13 protein-coding genes are annotated in these 15,804 nt (G+C 68.3%); 5 read left to right on the top strand and 8 right to left on the bottom strand.

Annotated features, from left to right (window positions below):
• Nucleotides 1-30 precede the first annotated feature (30 nt).
• Both E3T40_RS12665 and E3T40_RS12670 read right to left on the bottom strand, forming a co-directional pair.
• On the bottom strand, nucleotides 31-1,737 hold the full coding sequence (locus E3T40_RS12665; RefSeq protein ID WP_241981778.1) for a DUF5671 domain-containing protein: 1,707 nt from the start codon (nucleotides 1,735-1,737) through the stop codon (nucleotides 31-33).
• Nucleotides 1,737-2,201, bottom strand: a complete 465-nt coding sequence (locus tag E3T40_RS12670) for a hypothetical protein (RefSeq protein WP_134543924.1) — start codon at nucleotides 2,199-2,201, stop codon at nucleotides 1,737-1,739. Before E3T40_RS12670 ends, E3T40_RS12665 begins: the two co-directional genes overlap by 1 nt.
• Nucleotides 2,202-2,277: 76 nt before the next feature.
• Here E3T40_RS12670 and E3T40_RS12675 point away from each other — a divergent pair, with 76 nt between their 5' ends.
• A complete protein-coding gene (locus tag E3T40_RS12675) occupies nucleotides 2,278-3,771 on the top strand; it encodes a sensor histidine kinase (protein WP_134543926.1) in 1,494 nt (497 codons plus the stop codon).
• A 146-nt stretch (nucleotides 3,772-3,917) separates the two neighbouring features.
• On the opposite strand, the gene E3T40_RS12680 is transcribed toward E3T40_RS12675, so the two are convergent.
• Nucleotides 3,918-4,166, bottom strand: a complete 249-nt coding sequence (locus E3T40_RS12680; protein WP_035837005.1) for a WhiB family transcriptional regulator — start codon at nucleotides 4,164-4,166, stop codon at nucleotides 3,918-3,920.
• A gap of 183 nt (nucleotides 4,167-4,349) precedes the next feature.
• On the opposite strand from E3T40_RS12680, the gene E3T40_RS12685 reads away from it, so the two are divergent.
• Complete coding sequence (locus E3T40_RS12685) at nucleotides 4,350-4,805, top strand: hypothetical protein (RefSeq protein WP_233193992.1); 456 nt, start codon at nucleotides 4,350-4,352, stop codon at nucleotides 4,803-4,805.
• A gap of 165 nt (nucleotides 4,806-4,970) precedes the next feature.
• On the opposite strand, the gene bcp is transcribed toward E3T40_RS12685, so the two are convergent.
• From bcp to aroA, 3 genes are all read right to left on the bottom strand, one after another.
• Entirely contained in the window at nucleotides 4,971-5,450 is a 480-nt protein-coding gene (gene bcp / locus E3T40_RS12690) for a thioredoxin-dependent thiol peroxidase (protein WP_134543929.1), read from the bottom strand.
• Nucleotides 5,451-5,625: 175 nt separating this feature from the next.
• Nucleotides 5,626-6,675, bottom strand: a complete 1,050-nt coding sequence (gene rsgA, locus E3T40_RS12695) for a ribosome small subunit-dependent GTPase A (RefSeq protein ID WP_104170225.1) — start codon at nucleotides 6,673-6,675, stop codon at nucleotides 5,626-5,628.
• The gene (aroA, locus tag E3T40_RS12700; RefSeq protein WP_134543932.1) at nucleotides 6,672-8,030 is read right to left on the bottom strand and encodes a 3-phosphoshikimate 1-carboxyvinyltransferase; all 1,359 of its coding nucleotides are present in this window, start codon (nucleotides 8,028-8,030) and stop codon (nucleotides 6,672-6,674) included. Before aroA ends, rsgA begins: the two co-directional genes overlap by 4 nt.
• Nucleotides 8,031-8,140: 110 nt before the next feature.
• Here aroA and E3T40_RS12705 point away from each other — a divergent pair, with 110 nt between their 5' ends.
• Complete coding sequence (locus tag E3T40_RS12705) at nucleotides 8,141-8,746, top strand: sigma-70 family RNA polymerase sigma factor (protein ID WP_233193997.1); 606 nt, start codon at nucleotides 8,141-8,143, stop codon at nucleotides 8,744-8,746.
• On the top strand, nucleotides 8,743-8,985 hold the full coding sequence (locus E3T40_RS12710) for a zf-HC2 domain-containing protein (RefSeq protein ID WP_104170222.1): 243 nt from the start codon (nucleotides 8,743-8,745) through the stop codon (nucleotides 8,983-8,985). Before E3T40_RS12705 ends, E3T40_RS12710 begins: the two co-directional genes overlap by 4 nt.
• Here the strand turns inward: E3T40_RS12710 and E3T40_RS12715 are convergent.
• Nucleotides 8,982-9,818, bottom strand: coding sequence for a VOC family protein (locus E3T40_RS12715; RefSeq protein ID WP_134543935.1), 837 nt, complete (start codon nucleotides 9,816-9,818; stop codon nucleotides 8,982-8,984). The two genes, E3T40_RS12710 and E3T40_RS12715, sit on opposite strands and share 4 nt — an antisense overlap.
• Before the next feature lie 445 nt (nucleotides 9,819-10,263).
• Nucleotides 10,264-14,076 carry a multifunctional oxoglutarate decarboxylase/oxoglutarate dehydrogenase thiamine pyrophosphate-binding subunit/dihydrolipoyllysine-residue succinyltransferase subunit gene (locus tag E3T40_RS12720; RefSeq protein WP_134543939.1) on the bottom strand — a complete coding sequence of 1,271 codons (3,813 nt, stop codon included), beginning with the start codon at nucleotides 14,074-14,076 and terminating at the stop codon, nucleotides 10,264-10,266.
• Between the two features lie 132 nt (nucleotides 14,077-14,208).
• Here E3T40_RS12720 and E3T40_RS12725 point away from each other — a divergent pair, with 132 nt between their 5' ends.
• Complete coding sequence (locus E3T40_RS12725; protein WP_134543942.1) at nucleotides 14,209-15,648, top strand: GuaB1 family IMP dehydrogenase-related protein; 1,440 nt, start codon at nucleotides 14,209-14,211, stop codon at nucleotides 15,646-15,648.
• Nucleotides 15,649-15,804: the final 156 nt, after the last annotated feature.

A 15,804-nucleotide genomic window follows, 5' to 3' on the forward strand; every position in this document is an offset into this window, starting at 1 on the left:
CAACCCCGGTGCGGAAGGCCGCACCGGCGCTCATTCCTGAAGCGGGATCACCTCTACCCGGTCGCCGGGGCCCGTGACGACCAGCACCCGCTTTCCGGTTACGCCGGTGAGGGCCTGGGCGAGATGCTCGGCCGTTGCCGAGCTACCGGCGCCGTCGGCGCGCTTCAGCACGAAGACGGCCGCGCCTCCGGTCGCTGCGCCGATTGCGAGGCTGAGGGGTTCCGGGTCGGCGTCCGTTACCAGGAGCACGCGGCCGATGGTGCGCGCCGGCTGCGGGGCCTCTGCACTCACCGAGCGGTCTCGTCGCCAGACAGCGAAATGATACCCAGCGGCGAGGCCGGTGGCTACCAGCAGCCCTAGCGAGGCCCGCACCCGGTCGATCACGCTGTCCCCGGTGAAGTCGCCGAGGGCGAACTCGAAGAGCCGGTAGCCGATCACCAGAAGCGTCACGATGGCAACGACCGCGCTCACGCCGAACACCAGGATCAGGTACACCCTTCGTCCCGTGGAGCGGACCTCCGCGGGGGAGAGCGGCGTCGTAGGCTGCCAGGCCAGCCACCACACCGGGCCGCCGACGACGAGGGCGCTGATGCCGCCCAGCAGGAGGGTTCGGGTTCCTGAACCGGCGAGCGGGGTGGTCGTGGCGGCGAGGATCGCGTTCACGACCACGCCCAGCCCGGAGGCCGCGGCCACGAGACCCACGCCGGAGGTCACAAGCTTCGTCGCCACCCTCGTCGTGTCCGACCGGGCCAGGGTCAGGCCCCGGTGGTAGCTCCAGACGAGTGCGCCGATGAAGGCGACCGAGACGCCGAAACCCAGAAGGTCGAGGATGTCGGTGACCGGGTCGGTGCGGTCGAAGGCCAGTCTGAGCAGCAGGAACAGCACGGTTCCGACCCCGCTCAGCGTCAGGATGGCCGCCCCGGCCACGCCGACGGCCACGACCATTAGATCGGCGAGGCCGCCGCGCAGGTCGCGGGCCTGGCTGCGGATCCAGTGCCACCACCAGATGACCAGCCCGCCGGCGAACCAGATGAGCGCCTGGAGGGTCAACTCCCACCAGGGTTCGCCCGGGGTGAGGCTCGGTGCGGCGTCGACGGCGGCGTCGATGGCGGCGTCGAGAAGAGAGCTGAGGGCCGTGACGGCGCCGCCCACCGCGATCACGAGACCGAAGACGGAACCGAGGATCGGGGCCACGGTGACCAGCTGGGTGGGGCTCTTCTCCTCGTGCCGGGACATCCACAGGTGCCAGACCCACACGCCGGTCCAGACCACTCCGGTGGCGAAGAGGCGCGGTTGCCAGTCCCCGCGCACGAGCACGGCCGCCGTGGTCAGCAGGGCGGTGCTGAACGTGACAAGGGAGACCGTATTCAGGCCGGCCAGGTAGAGCCCCCAGGCGACGGATGATCGTTCCGCGCCGTCCATTCGGCGCCACAGCACCCACCAGAGTACGGCTGCGAACGGGCCGGCGATTAGGGTGAACGCGAGCGAGCGGGCGAGCCCGGTGATGTCGCTGGAGGCAAGTGCGTTGCCGGCGTCGAGGAGGCGCCCGAGCAGTCCGCTCACTCCGATGGCGGCAATCACGACCAGGGCGAAGAGCAGAATGTATACGATCACCCGGCGTACCGTGGGCTGGGCCGCGCTCTCCCCGGACGGCGTCGATTTGCGCACCGCGATCACGATGCCGGCGATACCGCCGCCGATCACCAGGACGGCAACCAACAGCACCACGCTGACCATCAGGAACCGGCTTTCGGATTCGGGCAGATGTTGAGTTCGTAGGGGGCGTCATCGATCAACCACGTGCCGTCGACGGCCACCAGGTCGAAGACGCCCTGGGTCTCGTACTCGTCGGCTCCGAAGGGGCCGCTGCCGTAGGAGGTGACGATGGACACCTTCACGTCGGCGGACTCGGCCCGCTCGGTGGTCGACACGAGAGTGACCCGCATGTTGTCGGTGGGGCCCCGGTCGAAGTCCTCGCAGCCATCGAACGCGTCCTCGGTGAGGTACGCGCCAGCGGCCTGCTCGTCGCCGTCGATGACGGCCGCGGAATAGTCCTGGACGAGGCCTTCCGGGGTGTCGGCGTCAAGCTGTTCGGGTTCGCCGCCGGTGAAGACGACGATGAGGGCGATGACCACCAGCGCTCCGATCACGGACAGTAGGACAACCAGGGTCCGATCGGGCTTTCCATTTGCTGTGCTCATCTGTTCAGCATGGCCCAAACTACGAGACGGCACCACGACGGCGGTGGCACGTGTCCGGGGGACCTAGGCTATTGCTGTGTCGACGCTCAGTAATCTCGTACTTGCCCAGGGCCGCAGCAGGCCGGAGGATGTGGACTGGCTCCATATGCTTGTCGCGGATGGCCAGCTCCTGGCCGATCTCGCCTTCGCGGACATCGTCGTGTGGGTGCCCAGCAGCACCGGGAGCTTCGTGGCCGTCGCCCACGCCAGGCCGTCGAGCGCCGCCACCCTCTTCTATCGTGACTTCGTCGGGCAGAGCATCAAGGTCGAGTGGCGACAGCAGGTCACCGAGGCTTTCGAAACGGCGAAGATCGTCGACACCACGGCCCCCGACTGGTACGAGGAGACCCCGACCCGGGTGCGCGCGATCCCGGTGCGGCGGCGGCTCAGTTCCACGGGTTCCCAGATCTCGGACACGCCGGTGGCGGTGCTCACCCGGCACACCAACCTGAGTGAGGCGCGCACGCCGAGCCGGCAGGAGCTGACCTTCAACGACTGCGCCAATGACCTCTTCGCCATGATCGCGTCCGGCGATTTTCCCGATCTGGGCGCCCCCACCGGCCCGAGGCGCGGCGCCCCGCGCGCCTCGGACGGACTCATCCGTCTCGACGTCGACGGCGTGACCACGTTCGCGAGCCCGAATGCCCTCTCCGCCTTCAACCGGATGGGGTTCGCCGACGAGCTGGAGGGCGAGTCCCTCGCCGAGGTGACCACTAGCCTGCTCACTGGAACGGCGGTTGTCGACGAGACCCTGCCGCTCGTGGTCACCGGCCGGGCGCCATGGCGCACCGACGTGGAGGCCCGCGGCGTGACGGTCTCGCTGCGTGCCATCCCGATCCGCAACCGGGGCGAACGGATCGGAGCCATGGTTCTCTGCCGGGACGTCACCGAGCTGCGGCACCAGGAACGTGAGCTGATCACGAAGGATGCCACCATCCGGGAGATTCACCACCGGGTCAAGAACAACCTGCAGACGGTGGCCTCGCTCCTGCGGATCCAGGCGCGCCGCACGCATTCCGACACGGCCAGGGAAGCGCTCAACCAAGCGATGCGCCGCGTGGCCGCCATCGCCGTCGTGCACGACACACTGTCCGAGGGCCTCAGCCAGAAGGTCGACTTCGACGTGGTGTTCGACCGGGTGTTGCTGCTGATCATGGAGGTGGCGTCCGCGCACAACACGACGGCGCATCCGAAGTCGTCCGGCAGTTTCGGTATCCTGCCCAGCGCCTACGCGACGCCGCTCGCCCTCGCGCTGACAGAGCTCGTGACGAACGCCGTCGAGCACGGGCTGGCCGGACGCGAGGGGGAGGTGTCGATCGAGGCCGAGCGTAACGAGGAGACTCTCACCGTGCGGGTCCGGGACAACGGCACGGGCCTGCCGGAGGGCAAGGTCGGGTCGGGACTCGGAACCCAGATCGTGCGCACCCTGATCCAGGGAGAGCTCAGCGGCAGTATCGACTGGCACACCATGATGGGCAGCGGCACCGAAGTGACCATCGAGATCCCGCTGCGGTACATGCGCGAAGCGTAGCGCCGGGCGCGGGGTGGCGCCGCGGGTGTCGCCTCGGGGTGTCCCCTCAGTGTGTCGCCTCGGGTGCCGAGCGCGTCGCGCGCAACGAAGAAAGGCCCGGCTGTTCAGCCGGGCCTTTCTCTGTAATCCTGTGGTGCGGGGGGGTGCTAGGACGCGCGCCGGGCCCGGGCCGCGCGTCGCTTGAGCGCGCGACGCTCGTCTTCGCTCAGTCCACCCCAGACGCCGGAGTCTTGACCGGTTTCGAGGGCGTACTGCAGACACACCTCGGTGACGTTGCAACGGGCGCAGACCGACTTGGCCTTCTCGATCTGGTCCACAGCGGGGCCAGTATTACCGACCGGAAAGAAGAGTTCCGGGTCGGCGGTGAGGCAGGCAGCTTTGTCGCGCCAGTCCATAGGGGTGCTCCTTTATTGCAGGGATGCCTGGCCGATTGGCCGAAGATGAGAGGCTGCCGATTGCAGGAAGGGTAATGGATCTACTCGTTCAGATCGACTCACGTCCCTGTGAGCGTCAACCGGGCCTCAAAAATGATCGCATAATGGTGGAGTCAAATCAATAGTTTTGAATGGGATATCTCTGTGAATGCACGGTCAGACCACAGCGGCGACGACGAGAACCAGGCCGGCCGGGTGCGTCGGCCACGGGCCGTGCTGCTCCTCGCCGCGATCCTCTGCGCGGAGGCCGCCCTCCTCTGGGTCGCGGTCGCGTGGCTTATTCTCGAGTTGCTGATCGCGACGCCGACCTCCTTGGCCACGGCCCTCGCCATCCTGGTGCTCGTGCTGATCGCCGCGTCCTGGGTGACCGCCATCGCGGTCAACTCCCTGCGGCGCCGGTCCTGGATCCGGGGCGCGGCCGTCACCTGGCAGCTGGTGCAGATCGCCGTCGCCATCGGCTCCTTCCAGGGGCTCTACGCACGGCCCGACCTCGGCTGGGCGCTTCTTCTGCCGTCGGTCATGGTCCTCGTGCTGCTGTTCCAGCGGCGCGTAATCGCAGAAACGACGTCAGCGCGCTCCGAGGACGACTTGCCGCAGTAGTGGCGCAGCAGCGGCGCAGCAGGGCCGCACCGGCGGCGGCAGCGGCGGGGTGGACCCGACGCGCGTTCGAGCGCTCCGGGGGCCGGTATGGGCCACCTGCGGCCGGTGAGGGCAGCGCAGGGACCGTGCAGGGACTGTGTCGGCCGCGTGGCGGCATCCGTTTGGTCAGGCCGGCAGGCCGAGCTTCTTGCGCAGGCTCGCGACATGGCCGGTGGCCTTCACGTTGTAGAGGGCTAGCTCGACCATGCCGGTCTCGTCGATCACGACGGTGGAACGCAGCACGCCCGTGACGGTCTTGCCGTAGAGGTTCTTCTCGCCCCAGGCGCCGTAGCCCGTGTGCACCGCGAGGTCGGTGTCGCTGAGGAGCGCGAACGTGAGCTGCTCGGTCTCCTGGAACTTCTTCAGCTTGACCGGGGCATCCTTCGACACGCCGAGCACCTGGTAGCCGGCCGATGCCAGTGAGCTGAGGTTGTCGCGGAAGTCGCAGGCCTGCTTCGTGCAGCCGGGCGTCATCGCCGCCGGGTAGAAGTACACGACGACCTTCGAGCCGGCGAAATCGGCCAGCGACACGGCGTTCCCGTCCTGGTCGGACAGGGTGAACAGAGGGGCTTGGTCGCCGGTCGCGAGCCGCGTGGAATCGGTCATCCCCCCACGCTACTGGTCCCGCCTGTACCCATTTTTCGCCCATCCCTGACGAATTCGACGGAGATTTGGGGTCAAGCACCCGTTTTTTGGCCCTGCAACGCTCTCTAGAGCAAAATCTCCGTCGAATTCGTTCAGTGCAGGGGCTGCTGGCTCGGGGGTGGTGGGTGACAGGGGGCTAGTGGGTGGGGGCGGCGGCGAAGGTGGCGAGCAAGCGCTGCAGCGAGTCCAGGCGCACCTTGCCGGTCTCGCCGAGCTTGCCGGCGCTAACGGCTTCATTGATCGCGCAGTCGGGCGAGTTCGGCAGGTGGGTGCAGCCGCGCGGGCACTTTTGGGAGATCAGGGCCAGGTCGGTGAAGGCCTTGAGGATGTTGTCGGTGTTGATGTGGCCGAGACCGAAGGAGCGCACGCCGGGGGTGTCGATGACCCAGCCCCGGCCGGCATCCGTTTGCAGTCGCAGCGAGATGGTCGACGAAGACGTGTGCCGGCCGCGGCCGGTCACCGTGTTGACGACTCCGACGGCGCGGTGGGCGCTCGGCACCAGGGCGTTGACGAGGGTGGACTTGCCGACGCCGGAGTGACCGACGAAGACCGTGTCGTGGCCGACCAGGGCGGCGGAGATCTCCGCCAGCGGCATGGCGTCGTCGCGGCTCTCGAAGACGGGCAGGTCGAGGCCGGCGAAGTTGCGGAGGAAGGCGGTGGGGTCGGCCAGGTCGGTCTTGGTGATGCAGAGAATGGGATTCACGCCCGCGTCGTAGGCGGCGACGAGGTAGCGATCGACGAGACGGATGCGCGGCTCCGGGTTGGCAACGGCCACCACGATCAGCATCTGGTCGGCGTTGGCGACGATCACTCGCTCCACGGCGTCGGTGTCGTCTGCGCTGCGGCGCAGCAGCGTCGTGCGCGGCACGATCCGCACGATTCGGGACAGGCTGCCCGGTGCTCCGGTCGTGTCGCCGACGATGTCGACGCGGTCGCCGGTGACGACGGCCTGCTTTCGCAGTTCGCTCGCCCGGGCGGCGGTCACCCGGCGCTCGGCAGGCAGGTTCTCGTCGAGCATGACGGTGTACCGGCCTCGGTCGACCGAGAGGATGCGCCCGGTCAGCGCGTTCTCGTGGTCGGGGCGGGTCTTGGTGCGCGGCTTGCTGCCCTTGCGGTTGGGGCGCACACGCACGCTCGACTCGTCGAACTCGGGCTCATCGTCGTCGGCACTCGCCCACCACGTCACGACGGGACTCCGGAAACGAGCGCCGACCAGAGGTCGGTGAACTGGGGGAGGGTTTTCGAGGTCGTGCCGATGTTTTCGATCAGCAGTCCGGGAACGCGAAGCCCGATCAGCGCGCCCGCGGTTGCCATCCGGTGGTCGTCGTAGGTGTTCCACGGCCCGCCGTGCAGCGGGCGCGGGTCGATCTGCAACCCGTCGGGCAGCTCGGTGACGGCGCCGCCAAGCCCGTTGATCTCCGCGGCGAGGGCCGCCAGCCGGTCGGTTTCGTGGTGCCGGATGTGCCCGATCCCGGTGATCGTGCTCGGGGACTCGGCCAGGGCGGCCAGGGCCACGAGCGTGGGCGCGAGCTCTCCGCCGGTCGACAGGTCGAGCTCCACGCCCCGGATGCGGCCGGTCCCAGAGACCGTCAGCCGGTCGCCCTCCCGAGACACCTCGGCGCCGAAGCGCGGCAGCAGGTCGGCCAGGTCGGCGCCGACCTGGGTGGTGGTCTCGGGCCAGCCGGAGATGGTGACGCTGCCCCCGGCCACGAGGGCCGCGGCGAGGAACGGCGCCGCGTTCGAGAGATCGGGTTCGATGTCGACCTCGGCGCCCTGGATCGGGCCGGGAGCCACGATCCACTCGCCGACGGCCGGGCTGTGCACCGTGACGCCGCGCCGGGCCAGCGTGGCGATGGTCATCTCGATGTGCGGCAGGCTGGGCAGGCGCTCGCCGGAATGGCGCAGGTGCAGGCCCTGCCCGAAGCGCGGCGCGGCGAGCAGCAGGCCGGAGACGAACTGGCTCGACGTGGACGCGTCGATGGTGATCTCCCCGCCGACTAGCGTGCCGGTGCCGTGCACGGTGAAGGGCAGGGCGCCGCGACCGTCGTCGTTGATGTCGGCGCCGAGGGCCCGCAGGGACGAGATGGTGGTGCCCATCGGGCGGCGGCGTGCGCCGGCGTCCCCGTCGAAGGTGGTCGGCCCGAGGCCGAGCGTCGCGACCGGCGGCAGGAAACGCATCACGGTGCCGGCGAGACCGCAGTCGACGGTCGTCGACCCGAGCAGCTCCCCGGGGGTGATCCTCAGGTCGGAACCGAACTCCCCGGCGCCGGGGACCTCCTCGATGACGGTGCCCAGTTGACGCAGCGCCGCGACCATCAAGTCGCTGTCCCGCGAGTGCAGCGGGGCACGCAACAGCGACGGATGCGCGGCGAGGGCGCTGAGCACCAGCTCCCGGTTGGTCAGCGACTTCGACCCCGGCAGGGACACGGACGCTGAGAGCGGGCCGGCGGCCGTCGGAGCGGGCCAGTGGGCATCCGTCACCTCGGGCGACGTGTCGCCGTAGGGATCGAACTCAGGCTTGGAATATCTCGAGATCAACATCGGTTATCAGAATAGTCGGTGATGAAAGAGAGAGGGAGGCCCGGGTGACGCTGTCCATGGTGCTGGAGCGACCCGCGGTCGTTTCACGCGACGGCTTAGGATTGTCCGTGATGACAACCGATGCGATCGAAATGCGAGACCTGTTCGAAGAGCAGGCACTGCCCTTTGTCGACCAGCTGTACGCCGCGGCCATGCGCATGACGCGCAACCCCTCCGACGCCCAGGATCTGGTTCAGGAAACGTTCGTGAAAGCGTTCGCTGCGTTCAAACAGTTCGAGCAGGGCACCAATCTCAAGGCCTGGCTGTACCGCATCCTGACCAACACCTTCATCAACACGTACCGCAAGAAGCAGCGTGAGCCGTTCCAGGGCACCATCGACGATCTCGAGGACTGGCAGCTCGGCGGCGCGGAGTCCCGCACGGCGATGGCGAATCGTTCGGCGGAGGCCGAGGCCATCGACCACCTGCCGGACAGCGCCGTCAAGGACGCGTTGCAGTCCATCCCGGAGGACTTCCGGCTGGCTGTCTACTTCGCCGACGTGGAGGGGTTCTCCTACCAGGAGATCGCCGAAATCATGAAAACACCCATTGGCACCGTGATGAGTCGCCTGCATCGTGGCCGGCGCCTCCTGCGCGACCTGTTGGCCGGTTACGCCCTTGAGCGCGGCCTGGGAACAGCGGCGGGCCAGACTCGAACCGGGAGCACACCAGCATGACCGATTGTGGCTGCGAGAAGGCCAAGGCCGAACTCGAGGAATACCTGCACAACGAACTGTGCGGCGAAGACGCGTCTGACATTCAGGAGCACCTCGCCCACTGCAGCGACTGCAGCGACGAGCACCTGGTCGGGCGCACCCTGACCGAGGCCGTGCAGCGCGCATGCCGTGAAATGGCCCCCGAAGACCTGCGCGACCAGGTGTTGCTGAAGCTGCGCACCATCCAGTCCGCCCACTAGCCGATCGGCAGGTCGGCGTCCTCCTCACCGGCGTCGTCGATGTTCTTCTCCTCGGGGAGCGGCTCGTCGACCGAGCCGAGCACGAACAGGGCCCCGGTCGGGTCGGTGACCAGCGCGAAGGTGCCGAACTCCGCCGTCCACGGCTCACGGACGACCGTGCCGCCGAGCTCTGTCACGGTCGTGACGGCCGCGTGCACGTCAGGCACCCCGAGATAGAGCTGCCAGTGCGAGGGCACGCTGTCGGGCAGGTGTTCCGCGGCGTCGAAGACGCCCGTCACCATCTCACCCTCCACCCCGATCGTGCTGTAGCGGAAGTCCTCCGTGTCGCTCAGGACGACCGGTTTCCAGCCGAACACCTCGGTGTAGAAATCGAGGGCGGCGGAATAGGACCGGGTGTTCAGCTCGTGCCAGACTGGTGAGCCCGCCTCGCCGAAGACGTCGAAGCCGGTGAACTCGTCGGCCTGCCACACCCCGAAGGGCGCACCCGTCGGGTCCATGAGGATGGCCATGCGGCCCATGGTTCCCACCGTCATCGGCTCGGCCAGCACGTCTGCGCCGGCTGCGCGGGCGACGGCGACGGCGGCGTCGGCATCCGTCACCGACAGGTAGGTGGTCCACGCGTCGGGCAGTTGGGAACCCGGCTCCTGTGAGCTCATGCCGGCGACGTCCGCGTCGCCCTTCCGGAAGGTGACGTAGTTGCCGTACTCCGAACCGGAATCGCTGGCCGTCCAGCCGAACAGCCGGGTGTAGAACTCCCGGGCGCGCGGCAGGTCGGAGGTCATCAGGTCGGCCCAGCAGGGCTGGCCGGTTCGGTTCGCGTGCGGTGCGGGCATGGCGGATCTCCTTGTCGGTGGCCGATGCGTCGGCGGGCGGTGCGGCCAGCCTAGATGAGTGAGTCCTGATAGCCGAGGGGCGATAGGGGTTCGCGGTTCCGAGACGGTTGTTTCCGGTGCCGACGCCGGGCGATCAGGGAACCGTGACGCTGGATGAAGTGTGGACCGCCGTGTCTTTCGAGTCCGAAGCCGTGCAGTAGCGCTGTCCCGAACGAATTCGACGGAGATTCCGCCCAAAACCGACCCAAAACATCCGGAAATGCTGTTTTGGAAGAAAATCTCCGTCGAATTGATTCGACGCCGGGTCATGACCAGCGCTACGCGGTCGTCGCCTCTGATCTTGCGGGGGTGACACAGCCCGTCGATCAGGACTCACCCGTCGAGGACTGGGCCGTAGCGTCCGGTGCGGCCCATTCTGTCGAACGGTTCTGCCGGTCGGCGCAGGTTACAGGGTAAGCGCCTGGCGTAGTAGTTCGGCCTGCTCGACCGCGTGACGCTTCGCCGAGCCCGCCGCCGGCGACGCCGACGCCGCCCGGGAGAACAGGGTCACCGGGCGCGGGCCCAGCTTGTTCGTCTCGAGGTAGAAGAACGGCCAGGCACCCTGGTTCTCCGGCTCGTCCTGCACCCAGGCGAGTTCAGCGTCGGGGTACTGGTCGGCGACCTGCTTGAGTTCGACGGCGGGCAGCGGGTAGAACTGCTCCAGGCGAACCAGCGCGATCTCCGGGTTCGGGTTCTTGTCGAGTTCGGCGAGCAGGTCGTAGTAGAGCTTGCCAGCCAGGAACAGCACCCGCTTGACGCGCGGCTTGTCGGTGATCCGGGCGTCGTCGATGACCGGTTCGAACCGGCCGGTGGTGAAGTCGGCCACCTCGCTGGTCGCGCCGCGCAGGCGCAGCATCGACTTCGGAGTGAAGACGATCAGCGGGCGCCGCGGGCGCATGTAGGCCTGACGGCGCAGCAGGTGGAAGTACGACGCGGGCGTCGACGGGCGAGCGACGGTCATGTTGTCTTCCGCGCACAGCTGCAGGTAGCGCTCGATCCGGGCGGACGAGTGGTCCGGCCCCTGGCCCTCGTAGCCGTGCGGCAGCAGCAGCACAACGGATGACCGCTGGCCCCACTTCTGCTCGGCGGAGGAGACGAACTCGTCGATGACCGTCTGGGCACCGTTGGCGAAGTCGCCGAACTGCGCCTCCCAGAGCACCAGGGCGTCGGCGCGTTCCACCGAGTAGCCGTACTCGAAGCCCATGGCCGCGTATTCGCTGAGCAGCGAGTCGTAGATCCAGAACCGGGCCTGGTCTTCGCTGAGGTTCGCCAAGGGCAGCCATTCCTGGCCGTTGATGCGGTCGTGCAGCACCGCGTGACGCTGCACGAACGTGCCGCGGCGGGCATCCTGGCCGGCGAAGCGCACCGGGGTGCGCTCGAGCAGCAGGGAGCCGAGGGCGAGGAGTTCGCCGAAGCTCCAGTCGATTTTGCCGTTGCGACTCATGTCGTTGCGCTTCTGCATCAGCTGCTGCAGCTTATTGTGCACGGTGAAGCCGGCGGGCTTGTTCAGGAAGGCGTCGCCGATCAGGTGTACGACCGCTTCGGGCACCCCGGTGGTGGACGGTTCCCCGACCGCGTCGTCGTGCTTGTCGGTACCGTGCTTCTCGGCACCGATTCCCTGCGGCGCGGCACCGGCCGTGCTGACGATCGGGATCGACGAGGACTGCGCCGCGTGCGTCTCCATGAACGCGCGCTCGAGGCGGTCCTGGAAATCCGCGTGCGAGGCCTCGTATTCCTCCTGCGTGATGTCGCCGCGACCGACGAGAGCCTCGGTGAAAAGCTTCCGGACGGAGCGCTTGGCCTCGATCAGGTTGTACATCAACGGCTGGGTCATCGAGGGGTCGTCGCCCTCGTTGTGCCCGCGGCGGCGGTAGCAGACGAGGTCGATGACGACGTCCCGCTTGAATTCCTGACGGTAGGCGAAGGCGAGCTCCGCGACCCGCACCACGGCCTCGGGGTCGTCCCCGTTGACGTGGAAGATGGGCGCCTGGATGGTCTTGGCGACATCCGTCGAGTACACCGAGGTGCGTCCGTCACCGGGCAGTGTGGTGAAGCCGACCTGGTTGTTGACGACCAGATGGATGGTGCCGCCGGTGCGGAACCCGCGCAGTTGGGACATCTGGAGCGTCTCCAGGACGATGCCCTGGCCGGCCATGGCCGCGTCGCCGTGCACGAGGACGGGGAGGGTGGAGAAGGTGCCGATCGGCTTGCGGTCCTGCTTGGCGCGCACGATGCCCTCGAGGACGCCATCGACGGCCTCGAGGTGGGACGGGTTCGCGGCCAGGTAGACCGGCATCTCCGTGCCGTTGGTGGCACGGAAGGTGCCCTCGGTGCCCAGGTGGTACTTGACGTCGCCGGAGCCCTGCACGGTGCGGGGATCCTGCGTGCCCTCGAACTCGCGGAAGATCTGACCGTAGGTTTTGCCTGCGATGTTGGTGAGCACGTTCAGGCGCCCGCGGTGGGCCATGCCGATGCAGACCTCGTCGAGGCCGGCATCCGCGGCACCCTGCAGGATCGAGTCGAGCAGCGCGATGGTGGACTCGCCGCCCTCGAGGCTGAACCGCTTCTGGCCGACGTACTTGGTCTGCAGGAAGGTCTCGAAGGCCTCCGCCTCGTTGAGCTTGCCGAGGATGCGCATCTGCTCGTCATGCGTGGGCTTGACGTAGCTCTTCTCCATCTTTTCCTGCATCCACTTGCGCTGGGCAGGGTCCTGGATGTGCATGTACTCGATGCCGGTCGTGCGGCAGTAGGAGTCGCGCAGCACGCCGAGGATGTCGCGCAGGAGCATCAGGCGTTTGCTGCCGAACCCGCCGGTGACGAACTCGCGGTCCAGATCCCAGAAGGTCAGCCCGTGGTTCGAGATTTCCAGGTCGGGGTGGGAGCGCTGCGTGTATTCGAGCGGGTCGATGTCGGCCATCAGGTGGCCGCGCACGCGGAACGCGTTGATGAGCTCCTGCACGCGGGCGGTCTTGTCGACGGCGCTCGCCAGGTCGACGCTGATGTCGGGCGCCCAGTGGATCGGGTCGTACGGGATGCGCAGGGCCGAGAAGATGTCCTCGTAGAAGTTGTGCTGCCCGATCAGGAGCTCGTGCACGATCTTGAGGAATTCGCCCGAGCCGGCACCCTGGATGACCCGGTGGTCGTAGGTGCTGGTCAGCGTGATGGTCTTAGAGATGGCGAGGCCGGTCAGGGTCTTGCCGCTGGAACCCTGGAACTCGGCCGGGTAGTCGAGGGCGCCGGCGCCGATGATGCAGCCCTGGCCCTTCATCAGGCGCGGCACGGAGTGCACCGTGCCGATGCCGCCGGGGTTGGTGAGGGAGACCGTGGCGCCGGAGAAGTCATCCGCCGTCAGCTTGCCCTTGCGAGCCCGGGTGACGAGGTCTTCGTAGGAGGAGAGGTACTCACCGAAGGTCATCGTGTCCGCGCGCTTGATGGCCGGGACCATCAGGGAGCGGGTGCCATCGGGCTTGGGCAGGTCGATCGCGATGCCGAGGCCGACGTGCGCGGGGGCGATGACCGAGGGCTTGCCGTCGATCTCGTTGTAGTAGACGTTCTGGCTGGGGAACATCTTCAGCGCCTGGATCAGCGCCCAACCGATCAGGTGCGTGAACGACACCTTGCCGCCGCGCGAGCGCTTCATGTGGTTGTTCATCACGATGCGGTTGTCGATGAGGAGCTTCGCCGGGATGGTGCGCACGCTGGTGGCCGTGGGCACGGTCAGGCTGGCCGCCATGTTCGCCGCGAGGCTCTTGGACATGCCGCGGAGCGGGGTGACGACGTCGACCTCGGTGGCCTCGGCGGCGGTCGGCTGCGAGTTCGTGATCGGAATGTCGGCCGGCACGGGGACCCGCTTGGGCGCGCTGGACGTCGTGCGCGCGGTGCGCTGCCCGCCGACGACGGGGATGGGTGCCGTGATCGGGGCCGGCTCCGCCGCTGAGGCGGCCGGGGTTGCGGGGGCGCTTGCCGCGGGTGTGGTCACGTCGGGAGCGATCACGGCGGGCGCGTCGCCTGCGGGTGCGCTGCTCGCGGGAGCCTCTGAACCGTCGCTGCGGCCGTTCGCGGTCCGGTGGTAGCTCTCGAGGACGGGCCACCAGGACTCGTCCACCAGCTTCTTGTCGACGAGGTACCGATCGTACAGTTCGTCGACGAGCCACTCGTTCGCTCCGAATTCACCCGACGTCGTCTCGTCGGACCCACTACCGGTCAACTGGCTTGACACAGCCGGTTCCCACTCTCTACGTTGATTTTGAATGTCCCGAGCGGTCGTGCACGCCCGGCGCGGTCTGCCCGTCCAGCCTAATCCCCTCGGGCCTGGCTGCGGGCATCCGCGCGGGGCGCTAGCGTTATTTCCATGCAGTTCTATGGAGCGGTACCCAGCCACGACCTCACGTATTCCGACGTCTTCCTTGTGCCGAGTCAATCGGATGTGAGCAGCCGTCTCGATGTCTCCCTCGCCCCGGGCGACGGCAGCGGCGCCACCATCCCCATCGTCTCGGCGAACATGAACTCGGTCACCGGGCCGCGCCTGGCGGCCGCGCTCGCTCGCCGCGGCGGGCTCGGCGTGCTGCCGCAGGACATGCACCTGCAGGATCTCGACGCCGCGATCCGCTGGGTCAAGGCCCAATCCACCCGCTTCGACACCCCCTTCAACTTCGCCCCGGGGGACACCGTGGCGCTCGCCCTGCGGCGGGTGCCGGCTGTGGCCGGCCAGGGATTGGTCATCAACGACCAGAACGGCGACTACCTGGGTGCCATCGACGCGTCCCGGCTGGCGACGGCGCTGCCCGACGCGCTCCTCGGAGACCTCCTGCACGGCACGATGACCTCCCTCGACGCCGACGATATCGAAGGCCCGCGCCGCGCGTTCGACGTGATGACCGCGGCCGAGCTCGACTTCGCCACCGTGCAGCACCACGGCCGGGTGATCGGCACCCTCAGCCGCAAGAGCGCGCTTCGCTCCACCCTGTATCAGCCCGCGCTGGACGCGCAGGGCCGACTGCGCGTGGCCGCGGCGGTCGGCATCAACGGCGACATCGCGGCCAAGGCCCGGGCGCTCGTCGCCGCGGGGGTCGACGTTCTCGTGATCGACACCGCGCACGGCCACCAGGGCGGCATGGCGCGGGCGATCGAGATCGTCGCCGACCTGGGCCTCGGCATCCCCATCGTGGCCGGCAACGTCGTGACCGCGGATGCCGTGGGTGACCTCGTCGGCGCCGGCGCCACCATCGTGAAGGTCGGCGTCGGCCCCGGCGCCATGTGCACCACGCGCATGATGACGGCGGTCGGCCGCCCCCAGTTCTCGGCCGTGCTCGAGACCGCCGCCGCCGCCCGGGAACTCGGAGCGCACGTCTGGGCCGACGGCGGGGTGCGCTACCCGCGCGACGTGGCGCTCGCGCTCGCCGCCGGCGCGGCATCCGTCATGATCGGATCCTGGTTCGCCGGCACGATCGAGGCACCCGGCCTGCTCGACCGGGACGCCGCCGGCGGCATTTACAAGGAGAGCTGGGGGATGGCCTCCACCAGGGCTGTGCGCCAGCGGTTCGACCGCCTCGACGCCTACGAGCTGGCCCGCAAGACGCTTTTTGCCGAGGGGATCTCCAGCTCGAAGATCTACCTGGACCCGCTACGGCCGTCCGTCGAGGACCTGCTGGACATGATCACCTCCGGCGTGCGCAGCTCGTTCACTTATGCAGGCGCGACCTCGGTCGCGGAGTTCCACACCCGTTCGCTGGTCGGGATCCAGTCGGCGGCCGGCTACGAGGAGGGCAAGGCCCTGCCCGTCTCCTGGTAGAGGTGGGGGGCCTGACACCCGGGACCGACTCGTGGCCTCGGTGCCGGGCGGTAGACTGGGAGGAATAATGGACGACCCCCCTCCTGCGCATGCGCCCGGTTTCTCGCCCGGAAATTCTTCCCGTCACCCGAACGGCGTCTCGGTCATGAGCTTCGG

The sequence above is a fragment of the Cryobacterium sp. TMT1-19 genome (genome assembly GCF_004403055.1).
Taxonomy (GTDB): domain Bacteria; phylum Actinomycetota; class Actinomycetes; order Actinomycetales; family Microbacteriaceae; genus Cryobacterium; species Cryobacterium sandaracinum.